Genomic DNA, 23,002 nt, shown 5'->3' with positions numbered 1-23,002 from the left:
AGCGTAATGCTCACGCAACCTCTGCGTGACCCAATGGTCGTAACAGCAGCAATTGATCGAGCAAAGGTTTTCCATGAGTGAAGATGCACAAGACGTCGTACTGATCGTCGAAGATGAACCCGTCATCCTGATGCTGCTGGCCGACTATCTGTCGGGCCTGGGCTACCGGGTACTCCAGGCGGAAAATGGCGAGCAGGCGTTCGAGATCCTGGCCAGCAAGCCGCACCTGGATGTGATGATCACCGACTACCGGCTGCCCGGCGGCATTACCGGGGTGATGATCGCTGAGCCGGCAGTGAAGCTGCGCCCGGACCTCAAGGTGATTTTCATCAGCGGCTATCCCAACGAAATCCTCGAATGCGGCAGCCCCATCACCCGCAAGGCACCGATCCTGGCCAAGCCCTTCGACCTCAACAGCCTGCAGGAGCAGATCCAGCAACTGCTGGCTTGAGCCGGTCCTCAGTCGCGGATCATCTCCTGCACCTTGGCGGTCAGCAGGTCGAAGGTGAAGGGCTTGGTGATCAGTTGCATGCCGGGGTCGAGGAAGCCGCCCCGGGCGGCAGCGTGCTCGGCGTAGCCGGTGATGAACAGGACTTTCAGTTGCGGGCGGATCTGCCGCCCGATCTCTGCCAGTTGCCGGCCGTTCATGCCCGGCAAGCCCACATCGCTGATCAATAGATCGATGCGTTGCCCCGAATCGAGGATCGGCATGGCGCTGCGGGCGTCGCCGGCTTCGACAAAGGCGTAGCCCAGCTCGCCGAGTACCGCGCTGACCAGCACCCGGACCGCCGGATCATCCTCGACGATCAGCACCGTCTCGCCGTTCTGTGCGGTGCCCGACTGGTGCTCCAGCGGCTGTTCATCCAGCTCCGCACTGCCCCGATAGCGCGGCAGGTACAGGCTGACCTCGGTGCCCCGGCCCAGGGTGCTGTTGAGGGACACGTGGCCGTGGGACTGCTTGCTGAAGCCATAGATCATCGACAGCCCGAGCCCGGTGCCCTGGCCGATGGGCTTGGTGGTGAAGAAGGGGTCGAACACCCGATGGATGATGGCGTCGGGCATGCCGCAGCCGTTGTCGCTGACTCGCAGCAGCACGTAGTCGCCGGGTTCGAGGTTGTCGTGGGCCTGGGTGAAGTCCGGGCCCAGGTGCTGATTGAGGGTTTCCACCAGCAGCCGGCCGCCATTGGGCATGGCATCCCGGGCGTTGAGGACCAGATTGAGCAGGGCGCTTTCCAGCTGGTTGGGGTCGGCCTCGGCGACCCACAGTTGCGGGCACAGCTGCATGTCCAGCTGGATGCTTTCGCTGAGGCTGCGTTGCAGCAGTTCGCCCATGGACGTCACCAGGGCATTCATTTCCACTGGCTTGGAGTCCAGCGACTGGCGCCGGGAGAAGGCCAGCAGGCGATGAGTCAGGCCGGCGGCGCGATTGGCCGAGGTGACCCCCAGGTCGATCAGTCGGTCCAGGTCTTCGGTGCGGCCCCGGGCCAGGCGCCGGCGCAGCAGCTCCAGGCTGCCGATGATGCCGGTGAGCATGTTGTTGAAGTCATGGGCGATGCCGCCAGTGAGCTGGCCCACGGCTTCCATCTTTTGCGACTGGCGCAGGGCTTCCTCGTTGTGCCGCAGTTGCGCCGTGCGCTCTTGCACCTGCTGTTCCAGGGTTTCCAGGGTGCATTGCAGGCGCAGTTCGCTCTGGCTCAGGTCGATCAGCCGGTCCCGGGCTTCGTATTGGCGACGGCGTCCGCGCAGGGCGGCGCTGACCAGGCTGATCAGGGTGGCCGGATGGAAGGGCCGTTCGAGGAAGCTGACGTTGCCCAGGGGCACGCTGAAGCCTGAGGCCGGGTTCTGCTCCGGACCGCCGTGCTGGGTCAGCAGCACGATGGGCAGGTCGGACCAGGCCGGTTGTTGTTGCAGATGGCGCAGCAGGGGGGCCAGGTCGACCCCGCGCAAAGCCTCGGCGGCGATGATCACCAGCCCGGCACCGTGCTCCAGCTCTGCGCACAGGGCCGGCAGGTCCGGGCAGATCAGGCTGCGAAATCCCGCCTCGTTGAGCATCATCTGCGCCAGCTGGCTGTCACGGCCGTGGGGCGTAAGCACCAGGGCGCGTTCGGAAAATGCCAGGTCCTGGGTCATCGCCCCTCGTCCCGAAGCAGCGGTTTGCTTTCGCCCAGGTAGGTGGGCACGCCGCGCAGTACGCCCTGGAAGGCTTCCAGGGGTTCGCCGATGGTCAAGCCGCGAGCGCCGATGCGGTATTCACGGATGGTGGATTCGTGGCTGCCGGTGCGTTTCTTGATGATGGAGATGGCCCGACGCACCTTGCCCAGGGCCTCGAAGTAGCGCAGCAGGACCACGGTGTCCGCCAGGTAGGTGATGTCCACCGGGGCCTGCATGTCGCCCACCAGGCCATGCTGGGCCACGGTCATGAAGGTCGCGGCGCCCTGGCGGTTGAGGTACAGCAGCAGTTCGTGCATGTGCAGCACCAGGGCGTTTTCCTCGGGCATGGCCGCCTGGTAGCCGTTGATGCTGTCGATCACCACGGTCTTGATCCGTTGCTGGTCGACACAGCGTCGGACCCGGTAGGACAGTTCCCCCGGGGACAGTTCTGCGGCGTCCACTTGCTCGATCACCAGATTGCCGGTGGCTTGCAGGGCCTCCAGGTCGATGCCCATGTTGCGCATGCGTTCCAACAGCAGCCCCAGCTCTTCGTCGAAGATGAACAGCGCGGCTTTCTCGCCCCGGGCCACGGCGGCCGCGGCGAAGATCATCGAAATAAGCGATTTGCCGGTACCGGCGGGGCCGAGGATCAGGGTGCTGGAGCCGCTTTCGATGCCGCCTCCCAGGAGCGCGTCCATTTCCGCAATGCCGCTTGTCAGGGTCAGGCGCTCGTTGCGTCCCCGGTGTTCGGCAGCCACCAGCCTTGGGAAGACATGGACCCCGTCGCCCATGATGGTGAAATCATGGAAGCCGCCGCGGTACTTCTGGCCACGGTATTTCACCACCCGGACGCGCCGGCGCTCGGCGCCGTAGCTGGGGGTCAGCTCTTCCAGGCGGATCACCCCGTGGGCCACGCTGTGCACGGTCTTGTCCAGGGATTCGGTGGTCAGGTCGTCCAGGAGCAGCACGGTGGCGTCATAGCGCACGAAGTAGTGCTTGATCGCCAGGATCTGTCGCCGGTAGCGCAGGGAACTCTGGGCCAGCAGGCGGATTTCCGAGAGGCTGTCGAGCACCACCCGCGTCGGCTTGACCCGTTCCACCACGTCGAAGATCTGCCGGGTGGCTTCCCCCAGCTCCAGGTCCGAGGAATACAGCAGGCTTTGCTGGTGCTCGGCGTTGAGCAGGCTTTCCGGTGGGGTCAGCTCGAAGATGTGGATGTTGTGGTCCAGCTGCCAGCCGTGGGACTGGGCGCCCTGGCGCAGTTCGCGCTCGGTTTCCGAGAGGGTGATGTACAGGCAGCGCTCACCGGCCAGGGCGCCGGCACGCAGAAAATGCAAGGCCACGGTGGTCTTGCCGGTGCCGGGTTCGCCTTCCAGCAGGAATACATGGCTGCGTGATAATCCTCCAGAGAGAATATCGTCCAGGCCTTCGACGCCAGTGGCGGCTTTTTCGCTGAGCAACGCAGATGAGGTCGACAAACAATGCCCTCGCACATATAGGTCCAGGTGATCGGCGATGGCGACGAACGCCTTGATATCGCTGATAAATCACTTGACCGTCTACCGTTGCCACGGTTCAACCTTTTGTTGTGTAGCCGCTGCCGCAGGCTGCGAACGGCTTGGGCGGCATGCCGACGCAGCAGGCGCGGGGATCTTGAGGGCGGCAAAGGTTTGGCTGGGGATCGCCAGGCAAGGCCCTGCGGGCCTTTTCGCAGCCTCGCAGGCTCGGCAGCGGCTACAGGCCCTGCTGCAGGGCCGGGTCGTCGGGGTTCTGCTGTTCCAGCTGGGCCAGCAACACCTGGACGTTCTGCAACTGGCCGCTCTCTTTCCAATAGTTGATCAGCAGCACCCGCGCCTTGCGGTTGTAAGGCTGGCGCTGGACGATTTCCTCCAGTTGCTTCTGCGCCGCTTCCAGCTCCTGCTGGCTGTGCAGGGTGGTGGCCAGGTCGTAGCGGTAGGCGGCGTTGTTGGGTTCCAGTTCCACCGCCCGTGACAGGCCCAGCAGGGCGAATTCGCCCTGGCCGTGGTGCAGCAGCCAGAGCCCCAGGGCATGTTGCAGGTAGGCGGAGTCTTGCTGGGCCTGCAGTTGCTTGGCCAGCAACTGGCGGGCGGCGTCGCTCTGGCCTTGCTTGTCCAGCACTTCGATCTGCAGCACCACCGCTTGCAGGTTGTCCGGCGCCAGGCGCAGGGCCTGTTCCAGGGTCTGCTGGGCCTTACTCAGGTTGGCGTTGTGCAGGTACAGGCGGGCCAGTTGGTATTGGGCCTCGACGTCGTCACCCCGGGTCTTGAGCACCTGGGTGTATTCGTCGATCACCTGCTGCAGCGGGCCGAAGTACAGGCCCTGGTCATCCGGGCTCAGGCCGAGCAGGGCGTCTACCGCGGCAAAGCGCACGCTTTGCTCGTGATCGTCGAGCAAGGGGCCGAGCAGCAGGCTGCGCTGGCCACTGGGAACCAGGCCCAGCACGCTCTTGATCGCGGCTTTGCGTACCTCGGGCGAGGGGTGATAGAGGTCGGCGTCCGCCAGCTTCAGGGCCTGGGGGCTGGGGTAGTTGGGCAATACCGCCAGCAGGCGGGTGCGCTGCTGGTCATTGAGGTCGGGGCGCGCCAGTTGCTGGTACAGCACCCGTGCTGCGCCCGGCTGGCCGTTGCGGGCTTTCTCCAGGGCCGGGCCGTAGCCATGCTTGATCGCCTCGGGAACCGCTGGCGGGCTGCTGCGCAGAAAGGTCCAGGCCAGGGCCAGGGCGATAACGAGCAACAGGCTGATCAGCAGGTAGCGACGGGGCAGGGGCATGCAGGAATCCGGAAGCTGGCGACTTTTGGAAGGCGCAAGCTTCGGTCAGGAATGGGCCTGAGTCAAACCCGGGTTCAGGTCAGTACGTATTCCTGGGGTTGCAGTGGTGGCGGCAGGTCCCGGTGCCCCAGTGCGGCCAGGACTTCACGCTCCAGGCCGCGCAATAGAGCGTTGCACGGCAGATCATTGTCGTCGTAGCCAAAGGGGTCTTCGAGGTCGTTGCCGATTTCGTCGAGGCCCAGGAAGGTGTAGCTGACGATGGCGGTGAAGATCGGTGTCAGCCAGCCCAGGGGCTCGGCCATGGCAAAGGGCAGGAGGATGCAGAACAGGTAGATGGTGCGGTGCAGCAGCAAGGTGTAGGGGAAGGGCAGCGGGGTGTTCTGGATGCGTTCGCAGGCGGCCTGGACCTGGCTCAGGCTGACCAGGCGGGTTTCCATCTGGGTGTAGCGCCATTCACTGATCAGCCCCTGTTGCGCCCACTGCGAGCAGCGCTGGCCGATGCGTTGCAACTGGGCATCGGTGAGGTTGGGGTGCTGCGGGTCGATGTCGGCCTGGGCCCAGGGTTGCAAGGCGCGGGCTTCGTCTTCATGGCGCAGACGGGCAATCAGGCTGTGGGCGAAGCCGCAGAGGTCGCGCAGCAGGCCCTCGCGCTGGGGATGAGCGTCGATGATCAGGCTTTCGCGGATCAGCGAACGGACCTCGATGATCAACTGCCCCAACTGCTTGCGGCCTTCCCACCAGCGGTCGTAGCAAGCGTTGTTGCGAAAACTCATGAAAATCGACAGCGACAGGCCCAGCAGGGTGAAGGGCGTGGCATTGACCTTGGAGAAATAGGTGGGCTGCAGGGTTTCCACCAGGACGATGACCGACGCCAGCAGGGTGATCAGCACGCAGCGCAAGGCAATGCGCTTGGCGATCGAGCCCTTGAGGGCAAAGAGGATGCTGATCAGGTTGGGCTTGGGGCGGACGATCATGAGGGCTGAGGCCAGGGCGATTACGCGGCGAGTGAAGAGTAGGAGCGCGCTGTAGGGCTGTCCAATCGTAACGATCGACCGAATGATCGATTGCCTCTATCGGCCGCCGGCCCTTGCCTGACGATTGCCCGCGGAGCCTTGAGCGGCCTTGCGATCCTGGCGTCCCTTCGGGCCGTTCGCAGCCTGCGGCAGCGGCTACAGGGCGTTGTGTAGCCGCTGTCGAGCCTGCGGCGAGGCTGCGAAAAGGTCCGAAGGACCTTGCTTGGCGATGTCGTGGCAAAAAAAAAGCCCCGCGACCGAATGATCCACGGGGCAAAACATTGGTTGGTTGCGGCCAACCAAAGGAGCTCGTTGCAAATCCTTACTGGCTGGCCACCGTCTCCGGCTGCCAGCCACCGCCCAGGGCCTTGTAGATGGCGACAATGCCGCGGTACAGGTCGACTTCGGCCTGGGCCTGGGCATCTTCGGCCGCCAGCCTTTCACGCTGGGCGTCCAGCAGCACCAGGAAGTCCACGGTGCCTTCGCGGTAGCGGATCTCGGCCAGGTCCGCGGCGGCACGGCTGGACTCGCTCTGGCGGATCAAGGAGATCAGCCGTTGCTGGCGCTTGCCGTAATCGCTGAAGGCGTTTTCCGATTCTTCCAGGGCCAGCAGCACTTGCTGCTCGTAGCTGGCCAGGGCGCCATCGGCATTGGCGTCGGCACCCCGCAGGCGGGCCCGCACGCTGCCCAGGTCAAAGGCCGCCCAGGAGATGCTTGGGCCCAGGGCCCAGGCACTGGCCGCCGAGGAGCCGATCTGTGAACCGCGTCCGGCGGTGAAGCCGAGGAAGCCGCTGAGGCTGACCCGTGGAAACAGGTCGGCCTTGGCCACGCCAATCCGTGCGGTGGCCGCCGCCAGCTGGCGTTCGGCGCTGAGAATGTCCGGCCGGCGTTGCAGCAGCTCGCCCGGATCGCCAATCGGCAGGGCCTTGGCAATCGCCGGCAGCTGCGCCGGCGACAGGTCGACGCTGAGCTGGTCCGGACGCTCGCCCAGCAGGGTGGCGATGCGGTTGCGCTGGCGGGTCTGCTCGGCCTGCAGCTGCGGCACGCTGGCTTCCACCGAAGCCAGGCGGGCATCGGCGCGGACCACGTCGAGCTGGTCGCCGACCCCGGCGTCGCGCAGGCTTTCGGTGATCTTGCGCGAGGCCTGCTGGTTGTCCAGGTTGGCCAGGGCGATCTTTTCCCGCAGCTGTGCGCCGCGCAACTGGCCGTAGGCGTCAACCAGCTCGGCGATCATGGTCACTTGCAGCTGATACAGGTCGGCCTCGGCGGCTTGCTGGTCGGCGTCGGTGGCTTCCAGGTTGCGCTGGATGCGGCCAAACAGGTCCAGCTCCCAGGCCATGTCCAGGCCCAGGTCGTAGCGCTCGCTCTTGACCCGCTTGGTGGTCTGCCCCGGAATCTGCCCCTTGGCTTGGTCGCTGCTGGCGCGGCTGGTGATGGTGGGCATGGCGTCATTGCTGGCGTCATCGCGAATTGCCCGGGCGGCCCGCAGGCGGGCGAAGGCCACCCGCAGTTCACGGTTGCCCTGCAACGATTTGCTCACCAGCTGGTTCAGGGTCGGGTCATCGAACTGTTGCCACCAGATGCCTTCGAAGCGTGCGCGGTCGAAGTTCTTCTGGCCCGCAGCGCCATCGGTGACGGCGCTGATGTGCGCCGCCTCGGTGGTTGGGCTTTGGTAGTCCGGACCGACGGCGCAGGCACCGAGGGCCAGCACCAGCAGGCTCGGCAGGAAGACTTTGGCACTCATTGTTGCGTCTCCAGTTGCAGGGCGCGGGCGGCTTTGCGGGCCTCGCTGCGCTCCACATAATTGCGGATCAGGACATAGAACACTGGGGTCAGCAGCAGGCCGAAGAAGGTCACCCCGAGCATCCCGGAGAACACTGCGACGCCCATGGCGTGACGCATTTCCGCACCGGCGCCGCTGGAGATCACCAGGGGCACCACGCCCATGATGAAGGCGAAGGAGGTCATCAGGATCGGCCGCAGACGCAGGCGGCAGGCTTCCAGTACCGCCGCCAGCGGATCGAGGCCTTCCTCTTGCTTGTCCTTGGCGAACTCGACGATCAGGATCGCGTTCTTGCAGGCCAGGCCCACCAGTACGATCAGGCCGATCTGGGTGAAGATGTTGTTGTCGCCACCGGAGATGATCACCCCGGTAATCGCCGACAGCAGGGTCATCGGCACGATCAGGATCACCGCCAGCGGCAGGCTCCAGCTCTCGTATTGCGCGGCCAGTACCAGGAAGGCCAGCAGCACGCAGAGCGGGAAGACGAACAGGGCGGTGTTACCGGCCAGGATCTGCTGGTAGGTCAGCTCGGTCCATTCGTAGGTCATGCCATTGGGCAGTTCTTCCTTGAGCAGTTTCTCGATCGCCGCTTCTGCCTGCCCGGAGCTGTAGCCCGGGGCGGCCGCACCGTTGATTTCCGCGGTGACGAAGCCGTTGTAGTGCATCACGCGGTCGGGACCGGCGGTGTCGCTGACCTTGATGAAGGTCGCCAGGGGAATCATCTCGCCCTTGTTGTTGCGCACTTTCAGTTGGCCGATCTGCTCGGGCTCGAGACGGAACTGCTGCTCGGCCTGGACGTTGACCTGGTAGGTGCGGCCAAAGCGGTTGAAGTCGTTGGCATACAGCGAACCCAGGTAGATCTGCAGGGTGTCGAAGATGTCGGAAATCGCCACGCCGTGGGTCTTTGCCTTTTCCCGGTCGATGGCCGCGTCCACCTGAGGCACGTTGACCTGGTAGCTGGTGAACAGCCCAGCCAGTTCCGGCACGCTGCGGCTCTTGGTGATGACGTTCTGCACTTCTTTATACAGCTCGTCGTAACCCAGCCCGCTGCGATCCTCCACCTGCAAGCGGAAGCCACCAATGGTCCCCAGGCCCTGTACCGGCGGCGGTGGGAAGATCGCCATGTAGGCGTCCTGGATATCGGCGTACTTGCCGTTCAGGGCACCGGCGATGGCACCGGCGGACATGCTTGGGTCCTTGCGCTCATCGAAGGGCTTCAAGGTGACGAAGACGATGCCGTTGTTCGGGCTGTTGGTGAAGCCGTTGATCGACAGGCCGGGGAAGGCCACCGCGCTTTCCACGCCGGGTTGCTTGAGGGCGATGTCGGACATGCGCTTGATCACGTCTTCGGTGCGGTCCAGGCTCGCCGCGTCCGGCAGTTGGGCGAAGGCCACCAGGTACTGCTTGTCCTGGGCCGGCACGAAACCGGTCGGGGTGTGGGCGAAGCCGAACCAGGTCAGCACCATCAGGCCGGCATAGAGGAACAGGGCGATGCCGCTGCCGCGGATGACCCGGCGCACCGTGCCGACGTAACCATGGCTGGCACGATCGAAGAAGCGGTTGAAGGGTTTGAACAGCCAGCCCCCCAGCAGCTTGTCGAGGATCTTCGAGAAGCGGTCCTTGGGTGCATGGTGTTCCTTGAGCAGTACTGCGGCCAGGGCCGGCGACAGGGTCAGGGAGTTGAAGGCCGAGATCACCGTGGAAATCGCGATGGTCAGGGCGAACTGCTTGTAGAACTGCCCGGTCAGGCCACTGATGAAGGCCGCCGGTACGAACACCGCGCACAGCACCAGGGCGGTGGCGATGATCGGGCCGGTCACTTCGCGCATGGCGCGCTGGGTGGCCTCCACCGGGTTCAGCCCCAGGCCGATGTTCCGTTCGACGTTCTCCACCACCACGATGGCGTCGTCCACCACGATACCGATGGCCAGCACCAGGCCGAACAGCGACAGGGCATTGAGGGAGAAACCGAACAGGTGCATCACCGCGAAGGTGCCGATCAGCGACACCGGTACGGCCACCAGCGGGATGATCGAGGCGCGCCAGGTCTGCAGGAACAGGATCACCACCAGCACCACCAGGATCAGCGCTTCGAACAGGGTGTGCACCACTGCCTCGATGGAGCCGCGGACGAAGATGGTCGGGTCGTAGACGATGCTGAAGTCCATGCCCTGCGGGAAGCTCTGCTTGAGTTCGGCCATCTTGGCCCGCACTTCATTGGAGATCTCGATGGCGTTGGAGCCCGGGCGCTGGAAGATCGGGATCGCCACCGCCGGCTGGTTGTTGAGCAGCGAACGCAAGGCGTACTGGCTCGACCCCAGTTCGATGCGGGCGATGTCTTTCAGGCGAGTGATCTCACCGTCTTCGCCTGAGCGAATGATGATGTTTTCGAACTCTTCCTCGGTGACCAGTCGGCCCTGGGTGTTGACCGACAGCTGGAAGCTGGTGGCGCTGGGCGCAGGCGGTGCGCCCAGGGCACCGGCGGCGACCTGACGGTTCTGTTCACGGATCGCAGTGACCACGTCGGTGGCGGTCAGGTTGCGCGAAGCGGTCTTGTTCGGATCCAGCCAGACCCGCAGCGAGTAGTCGCCCATGCCGAACAGCTGCACATCCCCCACGCCGCCCAGGCGCGCCAGCTCATCCTTGATGTTGAGCAGGGCGTAGTTGGACAGGTAGAGCATGTCGTAGCGTTTGTCCGGCGAGGTCAGGTGGACCACCATGGTCAGGTCCGGAGAGGCCTTGTCCACGGTGATACCGATGCGCGTCACTTCTTCCGGCAGCTTGGGCTGGGTGCGGGTCACACGGTTCTGCACCTGCACCTGGGCGTTGTCCAGGTCGGTGCCCAGGGCGAAGGTGATGGTCAGGGTGATCTTGCCGTCGGCGGTGGATTGCGAGGACATGTAGAGCATGTTCTCGACCCCGGTGATGGCTTGTTCCAGTGGCGCGGCCACGGTTTCACCGATGACTTTCGGGTTGGCCCCCGGGAAGTTGGCGCGCACCACCACGGTGGGCGGCACCACTTCCGGGTATTCGCTGATGGGCAGCTGGAACAGCGAGATGGCGCCGGCGATCAGGATCAGCAGCGACAGCACCGCGGCGAAGATCGGCCTTGAAATGAAGAACTGGGAAAAATTCATCTTGAGAGTCGTCCCTTAACCGCGCGGTGTCGCAGCGGCGAGTTTCACAGCCGGAGCCGCCTTGGCAGGGGTGACCTGCGGCAGGTTGCTGGCTTCCAGTGCTTGGCGTTGTTGGGCCAGGGCGGCGAGGGTTTCCTGGCTGGCCATGGGGATCACTTCAGGTGTGACCGGGGCACCGGGACGTGCCCGCTGCAAGCCCTTGACGATGATGGTGTCGTCCTTGCTCAGCCCGTTGCGCACGATGCGCAGGCCTTCGATCTTCGGCCCCAGCTCCACGGCGCGGTAGGCCGGCTTGTTGTCGGCGTCCATCACCAGCACGAACTTCTTGCCCAGGTCGGTGCCCACGGCTTCGTCGTTGATCAGCATCGCCGAGTAGGTGCCGCTGCCCACCAGTTTCAGGCGCGCATACAGGCCCGGGGTGTAGCTGCCGTCACGGTTGTCGAACACGGCGCGGCCGCGGATGGTGCCGGTCTTGGGGTTGACCTGGTTGTCGACGAAGTTCATCTGGCCCAGGTGCGGGTGGCCTTCTTCATTGGACAGGCCCAGGTACACCGGGGTGGTCTGGCCGCGCTGACCCTGGCGGGCGAGTTGGGTGTACTTGAGGTACACACGTTCGTCAGCGTCGAAGTAGGCGTAGACCTTGTCGGTGGACACCAGGCTGGTGAGCGGGGTGACATCGGCGGTCACCAGGTTGCCGGCGGTGATCTGTGCGCGGCTGACGCGACCGCTGATGGGGGCCACCACCCGGGTAAAGCTCAGGTTGAGCTTGGCCAGGTCCAGTTGAGCCTGGATCGCATCGACTCCGGCCCGGGCTTCCTGGGCGGCGCTGCTGCGGGTGTCGGCCAGCTCGGCGGAAATCGCGTTGCTGGTCAGCAGGCGCTGGCCGCGCTGGGCTTCGTTGGCACTGCGGGTGGCGGTGGCCCGGGCTTGTTGCAGCTGGGCTTCGAGGCGGCGGACTTCAGCCTGGAAGGGGCGCGGGTCGATCTGGAACAGCAGGTCGCCTTTCTTCACCAGGGCGCCTTCGGTGAACGCCACCTGATCGATCTGGCCCGAGACCCGTGGCCGGATTTCCACGGTTTCCGGGGCTTCCAGGCGTCCGGTGAACTCATCCCATTCGTTGACCGGCTGCTCCAGCACCTTGGCCACACTGACCTTGGCAGCGGGCGGGGCGGAGGCGGTTTCCGGGGCTTTGCCGCAGGCACTCATGACCAGAACGGCGAGGGCGGCTAAGGGGTAACGCAAGAGTTTGACTGACTGGTCCATGGTTCATCCGCCAAGGTAATTTGAGATGGGCGGATGATGCTCGGCAGGGTGGTATCTCACGAATCGAATGAAGCGAAGGTAACTATCATTCGGAATGATATAAGCCCCAAGCGAGCCCTCTAGCCTGCACCTTTCGTTAGGGTGCTATCAATCCCCTGGTATGCAATTGATTGTTGCCGCATACGCAACATTGCCCGCCGGAGCAGGGGGCAGCTGTCGGCGAACAGGCCCTCCTGTCTTTGTATTCGGGCATTGCAGAGATTGTTTGAACGGCTCGCAGGTGCCTGTCGCGCAGGGACCTTCTGCGGCTCATGCGGGGCGTGTTGAGCGCTTTTTGCAGATGACTCCACTTGACAGCGAAGGGTTTGAAGACGCGTAATATGTCGCAATGTTAACGTTAACCTAGATAAGAACAAGAGGGTCGTCACATGCAGCTTGCCGCCAAACGCGAGTACTGGCTTATCAGTGGTTTATTGTTTTTCTTCTTCTTTTCGTGGTCATCCAGCTATTCGCTGTTCTCTATCTGGCTGCATCGAGTCATTGGCTTGAATGGCACGGAAACCGGGTTCATTTTCGCCGCCAACGCCATTGCGGCGTTGCTGGTTCAGCCCTTCTACGGCGCTCTTCAAGACCGCCTCGGGCTGTCCAAAAAGCTGTTGGTATGGATTGGCATCTTGCTCTGCGCTGCGGCCCCGTTTGCCATTTATGTCTACGCCGGCCTGTTGGCGCAGAACGTGGTGCTCGGCGCCTTGGTCGGTGCGGCGTTTCTGGCGCTGGCGATGCTGGCAGGCGTGGGGGTAATCGAGTCCTACACCGAGCGTTTGTCACGTCATGCGGGGTTCGAGTTTGGAACCACCCGAATGTGGGGATCGTTGGGCTGGGCCAGCGCGACCGGTGTGGTCGGCGTGGTGTTCAACATTGATCCTGACATTGCTTTTTACATGAGCAGCGCCGCCGGCGTCGTGTTCCTGCTGATCCTGTCCCGCCTGGACCTTGACCGTTTGAACCAGCCGGCTGCGCAGGCGGGCAGCGTTGCCCACCCCGTGCGCCTGAACGATCTCTGGAAGTTGCTGACACTCCCGCGATTCTGGGCTTTCAGCCTGTACCTGACGGGGGTGTGCGGGATCTACATGATCTACGAGCAACAGTTTCCGGTGTATTTCTCCTCGTTTTTCCCGACCCCGGAGGAGGGCACCCGCGCCTATGGCTACCTGAACTCGTCTCAGGTGCTGGTCGAGGCGGTCTTGATGCTGTTTGCACCCTGGGTGGTCAGCCGTACAGGCGCCAAATACGGGCTGATCCTGGCCGGCAGCATCATGTTTGTGCGCATCCTCGGCTCCGGAATGGCAACGCAGGCCTGGGCTATCGCCGCCTGCAAGATGTTGCACGCCTTGGAAGTGCCCATCTTGCTGGTCTCGATATTCAAATACATTTCGCTGAACTTCGACTCTCGGCTGTCCGCCTCGATCTACCTGGTGGGATTCCAGTTCGCCCAGCAATTGACCGCCATGTTGCTATCGCCGCTGGTGGGCTACGGCTACGACCATTTCGGTTTCTCCAGCGTCTACGTGCTGATGGCAGGCCTGGTCGGCGTTTGCCTGTTGCTGTCATGGACCTTGTTGCGCAAGGACCCCGTGCGCGGCGCCGCTCAAGACCGGTCTGGCGATTCGCCGGAGCTGCCTGCCATCGCTCAATCTGCCCTTCGTTATGAACCCTAGACAGGAACCGGCCATGCACGCTGCACTGTTAGAGCAAGCGCATCGCGCTATCGAAAAAAAACTGCCCGAGCGGGAGGATGACTATCGCCTGGCCTATCACCTTGCGCCGCCGGCAGGATGGATGAATGACCCGAACGGCCTGGTGTTTTTTCGCGGTGAGTACCATGTGTTCTACCAACATCATCCCTATTCGGCTAAGTGGGGGCCGATGCACTGGGGGCATGCCAAGAGCCGCGACCTGGTGCACTGGGAGCATCTGCCCATCGCGCTGGCGCCTGGCGACGCCGATGACCGCGATGGCTGCTTTTCAGGATCTGCGGTGGTCGCGGACGACAGGCTGTACCTGATCTACACCGGGCATACCTGGCTGGGTGCGCCGGGTGATGAGCGGCACATTCGTCAGGTCCAGTGCCTGGCCAGCAGCATCGATGGCGTTTCGTTCAGCAAGCACGGGGCGGTGATCGATACGGCGCCTGAGCCGAGCATCATGCATTTTCGCGATCCCAAGGTGTGGCGGCGAGCAGGGCAGTGGTGGATGGCCCTGGGCGCTCGCCAAGGCGACGACCCGCTGCTCCTGCTCTATCGCTCCGACGATCTGCATCACTGGAAGTACCTCAGGTGCGCGCTGCAGGGGCGACGCGAGTCGGACGGCTACATGTGGGAGTGTCCGGACCTGTTCGAACTCGATGGCAACGATGTGTTTCTCTATTCGCCTCAAGGCCTGAAGCCCAGCGGTTATGACAACTGGAACAAGTTCCAGAACAGCTATCGGATGGGCCTGCTGGACGACCGTGGATACTTCAGCGAGTGCGGTGAGCCGCGTGAACTGGATCATGGTCACGATTTTTATGCGGCGCAGACCCTGCTGGCGCCGGACGGGCGCCGCCTGTTGTGGGCCTGGATGGACATGTGGGAGAGCCCGATGCCGAGTCAGGCGCAGCACTGGTGTGGTGCGCTGTCGCTGCCTCGTGAACTGAGCCGTAATGGCGAGCGCCTGCGCATGCGGCCGGCCCGCGAGCTGAAGGCGCTACGCCAGTCGCAACGGACACTGGCGATCGGCGTGGTCGAATCCGGCAATTGCCTGCTCGATGAGCGAGGGACGTTACTGGAGTTCGAACTGTCCCTGGACCTGGCTGGCAGCACTGCTGAGCGCTTTGGGCTGGCGCTGCGTTGCAGTGAGGATCAGCAAGAGCGGACCCTGGTGTATTTCGATGCGATGGCGCGCCGCCTGGTGCTGGACAGGCAACACTCGGGAGTGGGGGTGAGCGGTGCGCGCAGCGTGCCGATAGCCAAGGGACAAACGCGGATAGACTTGCGGATTTTCCTTGATCGTTCGTCTATCGAGGTGTTTGTCGATGACGGCGCTTATAGCTTGAGCAGCCGGATCTATCCTGGTCCGGACAGCCAGGCGGTCATGGCGTTTGCGGTCAATGGCAGCGCTGGGTTTGGCGATGCGTCGGTCTGGCACCTGGCCGATCTGCGCCTCTGACCCTGGTGATCGGCCATGGGCGCGCGACGTCTGGCGATGTGTTGTCATGCTTTTGCCAAGCATGACATGATGCCCGGCCATACAAGCATTGGCACCTGCGAATGGCCTCAGTTAAAGATGTCGCGCACCTCGCAGGGGTTTCCTTGATGACGGTGTCCAGGGCGCTCAATACCCCGGAAAAAGTCAATCAGGAAACCCTGGCGAAAGTCCTGCAAGCGGTTGAGACCCTGGGTTATGTCCCCAGTCTTTCTGCCCGACAGATCCGCGGCGGCGCTTCCCGTAGCAAAACCATTGGCGTCTTCGCGCTGGATACCGCCACCACGCCCTTCGCCGTGGAAATGCTCCTGTCCATGGAGCGCACCGCCCGGGAACACGGCTGGAATGTCTTCATCCTCAACGTGTTCGAAGTGCCGCCGAGCCAGCAGACCATCGACCTGATGCTGTCCCACCAGCCTGACGGAATCATCTTCAGCGCCATGCAGCTGCGGACCATCGAGATCCCCCCGGCGTTGCGCAGCCTGCCGCTGGTGCTGAGCAATTGCATGAGCCTTGAGTCCGGGGTGGCCTGTTATGTGCCTGACGATGCCGACGGCCAGTATCAGGCTGTGCGGCATGCGCTCAAGCGTGGCTACCGCAGTCCGTTGTGCATCAACCTGCCACAAGCCAGCCTGGCCTGGGAGCAGCGCCAGCTTGGATTGTGTCGAGCCCTCACTGAGGCTGGAATATCCGTGGCCGATGTTCCTCAATACAGCCTGTCCCAGGATGACGCCTATCAGGAAACGATCGCCGCGCTGGAGACGCAATTGCAAGCGTCGCAAGGAGCGCCAGCGTTCGATCTTCTTATCTGTGGTAACGACCGCATCGCTTTGCTGGCTTACCAGTACTTGCTAAGTCGCGGTCTGCGTATTCCGCAGGACGTGGCGGTTCTGGGGTACGACAACATGATCGGTGTTGCCGAGCTGTTCTATCCGCCGCTCAGTACCGTGCAGTTGCCGTATTACGAAATGGGGCGGCGTTCTGCTCAATACCTCATTGAGCGCTGGGAACAGCCGACGATTCACAGGGTTGCGTGCCCGCTGGTAGAACGCGAATCCTGCTGAACGGCATGGCTGACAGGACAATGCGCGCACCCGGCGGGTGCTCATGATCCTGGTGCTGGCGAATCGTCGGCCAGCCTTTACATTTTTTGACTGCAGATTCACTGATTAATACAACTCCGGCTTCAGCAAAGTTTGATACTGCGTGCTCTACCGCCCCGAAGGATTCTCCGCTCGGGGTATCGCTCCAAATGCACGAAAGGAATCATCCGGATGTATCTCTCTCATAGGCTCACGGGGATCGGTCTGTGCGCCGCGTTGTTTGTCCTGGCAGGTTGCGCGCCCACTTCAATAGCCGGACCCGGGGCCAACAATGTGCGCATCACCCACAACGAACCAGGACGTGAATGCCAGTTTCTTGGTGATGTCACCGGCAGTCAGGGCGACTTTTTATTGGGCAGTATCACGGGTAACGCCAATCTCGAAACCGGCGCCCGCAACGACCTGAAAAACAAGGCCGCGGCGCTGGGGGGCAACCGGGTTTACCTGCTCACTCAGCGCGCAGGGCAGACCGGTTCGGACAATCGCCTGGAGCAAACCAACGTGACGCTTTCGGGCAATGTCTATCGCTGTCCCGAGTCCTGAGCCGGCGGCCTGCCGCTGAGCGCTGAACAGCTTTGCCCCGTCAATGGCCGAGCTGTCAGCGCTATGGATGTCGGCATCGGTTCGGGAGCGGTCAGCGCCGGGATTTGCGTCCGCTGCTGCCGATGAACATGCGCTGGTGATGTGTTGAACGGAGCGCTCGGCCATTTCTGCTGCCGAGCCCGCAGCAGGATGATGCTTGCAGCGGGTGCCTCAGGAGGGGAGGGACAGCAACCAGGCGCTGAAGGTCTTGAACGCCGGAAAGTGCTGGTAGCGCGCGGCGCAGGTCAGGTAATAGTTGCGGCCGCTTTCCATGGGGTCGAACAGCTTGACCACGGCTCCAGACTCGATTTCCTCCTGCACCAGGATATCGGGAACCAGCCCGATACCTATGCCTGCGGCCACCGCCTGGATCAGGTGGGCGGTGAGCTCGAAGCTGGGGCCCGTGCGCATTTTCTGGTGATCCAGGTTGTTGAAGTCGAACCAATCAGACCAGCCGTTGGGGCGAGACACCACATTGAGCAGCAAATGATGGGGGAGCTCGTCCAGCGATAGCTCGGGGTTGCCTGCCAGGGCCTTGGGGCTGGCGATGACGATCAGTTTTTCTCGCAGCAGCAGGTGCGACACGTAGCCCGGCCAGTCCCCTTTCCCCGCGCAGATGATGGCCTGCATGTCGCCCACGCTGGAGGGGTTGTCGGCGTGAATGATCCTTGAATGGATATGCACCAGGTTCCTGGGATGACGGGCATAAAACTCATGCATTTTTGGCAGCAGCCATTTTGAGCCGAACGTCGGAAGCACCGCCAGGTTCAACGGGCCATCTTCTTCCTTGAAGGCAATGGTCTGCAGGGTGGCGCTGCGAATGCGCCCCAATGCGGCGCTGAGCTCATGCTGGTACAGGGCGCCGGCGGCGGTGAGTTCGATTTTTCTGCCCTCGCGCTTGAACAGCGAGATCTCCAGCTGCGATTCCAGGGCCTGCACTTGCCGGCTGACCGCGCTTTGGGTCAGGGCCAGTTCGTCCGCGGCTTTGGTGAAGCTGCAATGGCGGGCGGCGGCCTCGAAGGCGACCAGCAGGGACATTGAAGGGGTCAGTCGGCGTGGGTTCATTCATAAAGCTCATGCAAAAGCTGCAGGTTTTACGTTTGTGTGAAACGTCTTGGCCCCACAAAATCGTGGGTGCGCCCCTTGCCATGCAGCAGCTGTCGGGGGGAAAGCATACATAACGAGAATGCTCAGATTAGCGGTATCGCCAGTAGGAATTCCAGCATGATTGCCCGGTTGTCTCCCCATGAAGTCAAAAACCCAGCCTGCGAGTTGTTCCTGGCTCGCCTGGAAAAGGAAGGTTTCCAGGGAGAAATCGCTCGCGATCATGGGCTCAGGACCGTGCTGGCGACCGACAACTCGATCTATCAGCGCCTGCCGCAAGCCGCGGTGTTTCCGCGCAATGTGCAGGATGTTCAGCTGTTGGCCCGCCTCGTGGCCCTGGCGCCATTCAGCTCGGTGGTACTCACGCCGCGGGGCGGAGGAACCGGCACCAATGGTCAATCGTTGACCAGCGGGATCGTGGTCGACTTGTCGCGCCACATGAACGGCATCCTTGAGATCAACGTCGAGGAGCGCTGGGTGCGGGTGCAAAGCGGCGTGGTCAAAGACCAGCTCAACGCGGCGTTGAAACCCCATGGACTGTTTTTTGCGCCCGAGCTGTCGACGTCGAACCGGGCCACCATCGGCGGCATGATCAACACCGACGCAAGCGGCCAGGGCAGCTGCACCTATGGCAAGACCCGTGATCATGTCCTGGCGCTGTCGACCATTCTCATCGGTGGCGAGCGGCTCGACAGTGTGCCCCTGGAGCCTGATCAGTGGCAGGCACAGGCCCGTCGCGAAGACAAGGTTGGCGCGATCCATCGCTGTGCATCGCAGATCGTGGAGCAATATGCCGAGCTGATCGAACACACCTTTCCCAAGCTGAACCGTTGCCTGACGGGGTACGACCTGGCGCATCTGCAGGAGCCCAACGAGCGACTCAATCTCAACAGTGTCCTGTGCGGCTCAGAAGGCTCGCTGGGTTTCATTGTGGAAGCCACGCTCAATGTGCTGCCTGTCCCCCAGTACTCGATCCTGGTCAATGTGCGGTATGCGGGCTTCATGGATGCGTTGCGCGACGCCAAGGCGTTGATGCAGCTCAAGCCGCTGTCCATCGAGACGGTGGACTCCAAGGTCCTCGGGCTGGCGATGAACGACATCGTCTGGCACGGCGTCGCCGAGTACTTTCCCCAAGACCCCGAGGTGCCGACCCTGGGCATCAACCTGGTTGAATTCAGCGGCGACGACGAGGCGGCCTTGCTGCAACGCGTGGATGAATTTGTCCTGCACCTGCAGCGTGACACCCGCGTGGTGCGATTGGGGCACACCCTGGCCGTCGGCGCCCAGGCCGTGCAGCGGGTCTACGCGATGCGCAAGCGGGCCGTGGGGTTGCTGGGCAATGTCAAAGGCTCCGCCCGGCCCCAGCCGTTCGTCGAAGATACCGCCGTTCCTCCCGAGCACCTGGCTGATTTCATTGCGCAGTTCCGCGAGCTGCTCGATAGCCATGGCCTGGAATATGGCATGTTCGGTCACGTGGACGCCGGGGTCCTGCATGTGCGGCCGATCCTGGACATGAAAGACCCCGCTCAGGCGGCCCTGATCCGGCCCATTTCCGACGCCGTCGCCGAGCTCACGCACAAGCACGGCGGCTTGCTCTGGGGCGAGCATGGCAAAGGCTTGCGGTCGCAATACGTGCCCGACTACTTCGGCGAACTCTATCCGGCTCTACAGGAACTCAAGGCGGCTTTTGATCCGAACAACCAACTCAATCCGGGCAAGATCGCCACGCCCAAGACGCTGCCCGACGCCCGGTTGACCCGGGTGGACGAGGTCCGGTTGCGGGGCGAGCTTGATCGCACCATCGATGAGCGGGTCTGGTCGCACTACGACGCCGCGGTGCATTGCAACGGCAACGGCGCCTGCTACAACTTCGACCCCGATGACGCCATGTGTCCGTCCTGGAAAGGCACCCGCAATAGACTGCACTCGCCCAAGGGGCGCGCGTCGCTGGTGCGTGAGTGGCTGCGCTTGCAGGGCCAGCAAGGTGTCGATGTGCTGGAAGCGGCTCTCTCGTCCAGGTCCGCGCTGCTCGGCCTGCCCAGGCGTGCGCTCAATACGCTTGCACGGAAGCTGGGCCAGAAAGACTTTTCCCACGAGGTCTACGAGGCGATGGCCGGGTGCCTCGCCTGCAAGTCCTGTGCGGGGCAGTGCCCGGTGAAAGTCAATGTGCCGGACTTTCGCTCGCGTTTTTTGCAGCTGTACCACAGTCGCTATCTGCGCCCGTTGAAGGATTACCTCATCGGTTCCCTTGAGTACACCATTCCTCACTTCGCCCGCGTGCCGCGCTTGTACAACGGGATCATCGGCTCGCGGATGGTGGGGGCGTTTCTGCGGCGGGTGGCCGGAATGATCGACAGTCCGCTGCTGAGCCTGCTGGATTTTGATGAGGTTTGCCGGCGGTGGAACGTGCGCGTGGCGTCGCCTGCGCTGCTTGAGCGGCTGGACGCGGCGCAACGGGCGCGCAGCGTGATTCTCGTGCAGGACGCCTTTACCCGTTACTTCGAAACACCGCTGCTGGCCGATTGGATCGAACTGATTTCCAGGCTGGGGTTTGAGGTGTACATCGCGCCGTTCGCGGCCAATGGCAAGCCGCTGCAGGTCCAGGGTTTTTTGAGAGCCTTCGAAAAGGCTGCGCATTGCAACGGCCGATCGCTGCGCCAGCTGCACCGATATCAGATTCCATTGGTGGGTCTTGATCCGGCGATGACCCTGGTTTATCGGCAGGAGTACGCCAAGACCCTGGGTCAGGATCAGGCCCCGAGCGTGCTGCTGCCGCAGGAATGGCTGGCCCAGGTACTGGCGCCGTCAGCGCTGGGCGCGGGCCAGGAGACTTACCACTTTGTGCCGCACTGCACCGAGAAAACCAACGAGCCGGGCAGCGTGGCGCTGTGGCAGACGATTTTTGCGCGAGTCGGTCTGAAGTTGCAGGTGCAAGCCAGCGGCTGCTGTGGGATGTCCGGAACCTACGGCCACGAAACCCAGAACGCCGGGACCTCGGAGGTCATTTACCGCCAGTCCTGGGGCCCCTTGGTGGCCCGTCTCAATGGGGCCGGGCGCCTGCTGGCGGATGGCTACTCGTGCCGCAGCCAGGTCAAGCGCAAGGACGGGCAGACCGTCCAGCACCCGCTCCAGGCCTTGCTGAAGTTGCTGCGCGGCGCCGACCAAGCTGGGCGTCTTCAGAAGCCGTAGAGCTGTGCCGGGTTGTCCACCAGGATCTGCTTGATCAGCGCGTCATCGTTTTCAACCCAGTCGAACAGCATCTCCAGCAGGCTGGCGTCGTTGGGCATCGGCACCGGTATGCACGGATGTGGCCAATCGCTTGCCCACAGCAGCCGGTTCGGATTGGCTTCGATCAACGCTCGGGCGTAGGGCGTTACGTCGTCGTAAGGAAAGTCCTTCGACGCGGTAAAGCGATAGGCGCCGGAAAGCTTGACCCACACCCGGCCTTCTTGCAGCAGGCGCAGCAGGTCGGTGAATCCCGGGTGGTTCAGCCCGCAACTGGTGGGCATGTGCCCCATGTGGTCGATGACGACTGGCACGGGCAGGCTGGCCACGGTTTCGTACAAGTCGGCGAATTCGGTGATATCGATCAGCAACTGAAGGTGCCAGCCAAGGGGTGCGACTTTTTCCGCCAGGGCCGCAACATCCGATACCTCGACGCCACTTTTAAAGATCAGGTTGACGCGCACGCCACGAACCCCGAGGCGATGCATCGCCTGCAGGGTTTGGCTATCGGTGTCGGTATCGATCACCACAACCCCGCGCAATGCGCTGCCCCCTTGCTTCAGCGCCGCCAGGGTGGTGCTGTTGTCCGCCCCGTAGACACTGGGTTGGACGATGACTGCGCGACTCAACCCCAGGGTTTTCTGGACGTGCTCAAAGGCCTCCAGGGGAGCGGGGGGCGGCGTGTAGGAACGGTGAGGGGAGAACGGTTGCCCATGCTCGTCACCAAAGACGTGGAAGTGGCAGTCGCATGCCCCGTCCGGCAAGGTGCGTTGCAGTTTGCGCGGCTCGGGATCCGGGCCTGCGCATTGCGGGGCGTAGGTTTCGCCCAGCGAACTCATGCGAGTGATTTCCCAGCCTTGCAATCCCCGCAACCCATTGCGCTCGGCGGAGTTGATGATCTGTTGCCAGGTGGCGCGCCTGGCGAGGTCGGGGTCGCCGAGCTTGATCGCGTCAAAGATCGCCTGATGTTCGGCCAGAAGGGTTTCGCCTAGGTCACTCGAACGCACCAGGCGGTTTTCCAGCAAGGCCGCTTCGTAGACGTGGCTGCAGAGAAAGATGATGAAGTTGCGAAAGTACTCATTGCCTGTGGCGTCGGCAATGGCGCGCTTGAACTGCAGGCTGTGCTCCAGCATGTCCTGAGGGTTTTGCAGGCCGTCGCGCAGGGTGTCCAGCGCCGCTGCGATCTTGTTCAACTGATTGAGTGAGCGACGTCGGGCGGCCATGGCGGCTGCGGCGACTTCGAGGTCCAGGCGCAGTTCGTAGAGCTGGCGCAGCTTGGTGCTGTCGGTCAGTTCCTCTTGAGTGATGCGGAAGCTGCTCTGGTTGGCTTCGGTGGCAACAAACACCCCAAGCCCTTGGCGACTGATGACGAGGCCAGCCGAACTGAGCCGCGCCACAGCTTCACGCACGACATTTCGGCTAACGGCGAAGGCTTCGGCTAAGCGGCTTTCGGTGGGGATGCGATCACCGGGACGGAGTCGACCTTCACGTATTTCACTTTCCAGATAACGAAAGATCTCAACCGAGAAGTGATCACGTCGGCCAATTGCTTTTATAGTCATTTTTCTCAGTCATCGAATGTCGGTTTCAAAAGCTTGAAACGTAGAA

At 62.9% G+C, this 23,002-nt stretch carries 15 protein-coding genes; 6 read left to right on the top strand and 9 right to left on the bottom strand.

What is annotated here, in order from left to right; genetic code table 11:
- The first annotated feature begins 73 nt into the window (after positions 1–73).
- Positions 74–451: a response regulator gene (locus PQT43_RS13175; RefSeq protein WP_011061530.1), complete on the top strand. Its 378-nt coding sequence runs from the start codon at positions 74–76 to the stop codon at positions 449–451.
- An 8-nt stretch (positions 452–459) separates the two neighbouring features.
- Here the strand turns inward: PQT43_RS13175 and PQT43_RS13170 are convergent, their stop codons facing one another.
- The 7 genes from PQT43_RS13170 to mexE form a co-directional block, all read right to left on the bottom strand.
- Positions 460–2,130: a response regulator gene (locus tag PQT43_RS13170; protein ID WP_110595584.1), complete on the bottom strand. Its 1,671-nt coding sequence runs from the start codon at positions 2,128–2,130 to the stop codon at positions 460–462.
- A complete protein-coding gene (locus PQT43_RS13165) occupies positions 2,127–3,629 on the bottom strand; it encodes an ATPase domain-containing protein (protein WP_102879594.1) in 1,503 nt (500 codons plus the stop codon). The genes PQT43_RS13170 and PQT43_RS13165 overlap by 4 nt, the downstream gene beginning before the upstream one ends.
- 256 nt (positions 3,630–3,885) lie before the next feature.
- The gene (locus PQT43_RS13160) at positions 3,886–4,941 is read right to left on the bottom strand and encodes a HEAT repeat domain-containing protein (RefSeq protein ID WP_102879593.1); all 1,056 of its coding nucleotides are present in this window, start codon (positions 4,939–4,941) and stop codon (positions 3,886–3,888) included.
- 74 nt (positions 4,942–5,015) lie between these two features.
- Positions 5,016–5,915, bottom strand: a complete 900-nt coding sequence (locus PQT43_RS13155; RefSeq protein WP_102865180.1) for a bestrophin family protein — start codon at positions 5,913–5,915, stop codon at positions 5,016–5,018.
- Positions 5,916–6,276: 361 nt separating this feature from the next.
- Positions 6,277–7,698 (bottom strand): efflux transporter outer membrane subunit, encoded by a 1,422-nt coding sequence (locus tag PQT43_RS13150; RefSeq protein ID WP_272754062.1) that lies wholly within the window; start codon positions 7,696–7,698, stop codon positions 6,277–6,279.
- Positions 7,695–10,874 carry an efflux RND transporter permease subunit gene (locus PQT43_RS13145; RefSeq protein WP_102879591.1) on the bottom strand — a complete coding sequence of 1,060 codons (3,180 nt, stop codon included), beginning with the start codon at positions 10,872–10,874 and terminating at the stop codon, positions 7,695–7,697. The genes PQT43_RS13150 and PQT43_RS13145 overlap by 4 nt, the downstream gene beginning before the upstream one ends.
- A gap of 15 nt (positions 10,875–10,889) precedes the next feature.
- On the bottom strand, positions 10,890–12,137 hold the full coding sequence (gene mexE, locus PQT43_RS13140) for a multidrug efflux RND transporter periplasmic adaptor subunit MexE (protein ID WP_110595588.1): 1,248 nt from the start codon (positions 12,135–12,137) through the stop codon (positions 10,890–10,892).
- A gap of 428 nt (positions 12,138–12,565) precedes the next feature.
- On the opposite strand from mexE, the gene PQT43_RS13135 reads away from it, so the two are divergent.
- From PQT43_RS13135 to PQT43_RS13120, 4 genes are all read left to right on the top strand, one after another.
- Positions 12,566–13,855: an MFS transporter gene (locus PQT43_RS13135; protein ID WP_272754061.1), complete on the top strand. Its 1,290-nt coding sequence runs from the start codon at positions 12,566–12,568 to the stop codon at positions 13,853–13,855.
- 13 nt (positions 13,856–13,868) lie between these two features.
- Positions 13,869–15,344 carry a glycoside hydrolase family 32 protein gene (locus tag PQT43_RS13130; RefSeq protein WP_272754060.1) on the top strand — a complete coding sequence of 492 codons (1,476 nt, stop codon included), beginning with the start codon at positions 13,869–13,871 and terminating at the stop codon, positions 15,342–15,344.
- 101 nt (positions 15,345–15,445) lie between these two features.
- Positions 15,446–16,444, top strand: coding sequence for a LacI family DNA-binding transcriptional regulator (locus tag PQT43_RS13125; protein ID WP_253084853.1), 999 nt, complete (start codon positions 15,446–15,448; stop codon positions 16,442–16,444).
- Positions 16,445–16,654: 210 nt separating this feature from the next.
- Positions 16,655–17,026, top strand: a complete 372-nt coding sequence (locus PQT43_RS13120) for a DUF4156 domain-containing protein (RefSeq protein ID WP_102865173.1) — start codon at positions 16,655–16,657, stop codon at positions 17,024–17,026.
- 210 nt (positions 17,027–17,236) lie between these two features.
- Here the strand turns inward: PQT43_RS13120 and PQT43_RS13115 are convergent, their stop codons facing one another.
- A complete protein-coding gene (locus tag PQT43_RS13115) occupies positions 17,237–18,130 on the bottom strand; it encodes a LysR substrate-binding domain-containing protein (protein ID WP_110651576.1) in 894 nt (297 codons plus the stop codon).
- Between the two features lie 159 nt (positions 18,131–18,289).
- On the opposite strand from PQT43_RS13115, the gene ydiJ reads away from it, so the two are divergent.
- Positions 18,290–21,358: a D-2-hydroxyglutarate dehydrogenase YdiJ gene (gene ydiJ, locus PQT43_RS13110; RefSeq protein WP_272754059.1), complete on the top strand. Its 3,069-nt coding sequence runs from the start codon at positions 18,290–18,292 to the stop codon at positions 21,356–21,358.
- Here the strand turns inward: ydiJ and PQT43_RS13105 are convergent.
- Positions 21,346–22,956: an amidohydrolase family protein gene (locus tag PQT43_RS13105; protein ID WP_213666296.1), complete on the bottom strand. Its 1,611-nt coding sequence runs from the start codon at positions 22,954–22,956 to the stop codon at positions 21,346–21,348. The genes ydiJ and PQT43_RS13105 overlap by 13 nt on opposite strands.
- Positions 22,957–23,002: the final 46 nt, after the last annotated feature.

The organism is Pseudomonas sp. BLCC-B112, from assembly GCF_028550695.1.
GTDB classification, from domain to species: Bacteria; Pseudomonadota; Gammaproteobacteria; order Pseudomonadales; family Pseudomonadaceae; genus Aquipseudomonas; species Aquipseudomonas danubii.
This window is presented reverse-complemented; position numbering and strand designations above follow the sequence as displayed.

What these genes read in the sequence shown, in the direction of transcription:
- PQT43_RS13105 (WP_213666296.1), bottom strand. Translation starts at nt 22,956, where the DNA reads ATGACTATAAAAGCAATTGGCCGACGTGATCACTTCTCGGTTGAGATC.
- PQT43_RS13120 (WP_102865173.1), top strand. Translation starts at nt 16,655, where the DNA reads ATGTATCTCTCTCATAGGCTCACGGGGATCGGTCTGTGCGCCGCGTTG.
- PQT43_RS13135 (WP_272754061.1), top strand. Translation starts at nt 12,566, where the DNA reads ATGCAGCTTGCCGCCAAACGCGAGTACTGGCTTATCAGTGGTTTATTG.
- PQT43_RS13175 (WP_011061530.1), top strand. Translation starts at nt 74, where the DNA reads ATGAGTGAAGATGCACAAGACGTCGTACTGATCGTCGAAGATGAACCC.
- PQT43_RS13160 (WP_102879593.1), bottom strand. Translation starts at nt 4,941, where the DNA reads ATGCCCCTGCCCCGTCGCTACCTGCTGATCAGCCTGTTGCTCGTTATC.
- ydiJ (WP_272754059.1), top strand. Translation starts at nt 18,290, where the DNA reads ATGATTGCCCGGTTGTCTCCCCATGAAGTCAAAAACCCAGCCTGCGAG.
- mexE (WP_110595588.1), bottom strand. Translation starts at nt 12,137, where the DNA reads ATGGACCAGTCAGTCAAACTCTTGCGTTACCCCTTAGCCGCCCTCGCC.
- PQT43_RS13125 (WP_253084853.1), top strand. Translation starts at nt 15,446, where the DNA reads ATGGCCTCAGTTAAAGATGTCGCGCACCTCGCAGGGGTTTCCTTGATG.
- PQT43_RS13145 (WP_102879591.1), bottom strand. Translation starts at nt 10,874, where the DNA reads ATGAATTTTTCCCAGTTCTTCATTTCAAGGCCGATCTTCGCCGCGGTG.
- PQT43_RS13150 (WP_272754062.1), bottom strand. Translation starts at nt 7,698, where the DNA reads ATGAGTGCCAAAGTCTTCCTGCCGAGCCTGCTGGTGCTGGCCCTCGGT.
- PQT43_RS13155 (WP_102865180.1), bottom strand. Translation starts at nt 5,915, where the DNA reads ATGATCGTCCGCCCCAAGCCCAACCTGATCAGCATCCTCTTTGCCCTC.
- PQT43_RS13130 (WP_272754060.1), top strand. Translation starts at nt 13,869, where the DNA reads ATGCACGCTGCACTGTTAGAGCAAGCGCATCGCGCTATCGAAAAAAAA.
- PQT43_RS13170 (WP_110595584.1), bottom strand. Translation starts at nt 2,130, where the DNA reads ATGACCCAGGACCTGGCATTTTCCGAACGCGCCCTGGTGCTTACGCCC.
- PQT43_RS13115 (WP_110651576.1), bottom strand. Translation starts at nt 18,130, where the DNA reads ATGAACCCACGCCGACTGACCCCTTCAATGTCCCTGCTGGTCGCCTTC.